Origin of the sequence: Halostella sp. PRR32 (assembly GCF_034808085.1) — an archaeon.
Taxonomy (GTDB): Archaea; Halobacteriota; Halobacteria; order Halobacteriales; family Natronoarchaeaceae; genus Halostella; species Halostella pelagica.
Map to the genome: position 1 here is coordinate 1 of NZ_JAXHGL010000126.1, position 271 is coordinate 271.

The following is a 271-nucleotide window of genomic DNA, read 5'->3' on the forward strand; positions in this document are numbered from 1 at the left end:
TACGACGCCGACGAGGAGACGACGCCCGAGGACGTCGTCAGGAACGTGAAGTTCATCCTCGAGGTCAAGGAACGCGGCGGCCTCGGCCGGTGACTCCAGACGACTTTTGTCCGTGCCCGCCCACGCTCCCGACGTGGACGCCCACCAGGACGACCTCGCGAACCCGTTCGGCATGGACGAGGACTGCACGAACTGCGACCTCTGCGAGCGCCGCGAGCGCGTCGTCCACGGCTACGGCGACGTGGGTGCCGACTTCCTCTTCGTCGGGGAG

Annotated in this window: 1 pseudogene; it reads left to right on the forward strand. The window is 67.9% G+C overall.

The features are described 5' to 3' along the window. Window positions 1-133 precede the first annotated feature (133 nt). Window positions 134-271 (forward strand): annotated as a pseudogene (locus SM753_RS20625) (uracil-DNA glycosylase); the annotation flags it as partial.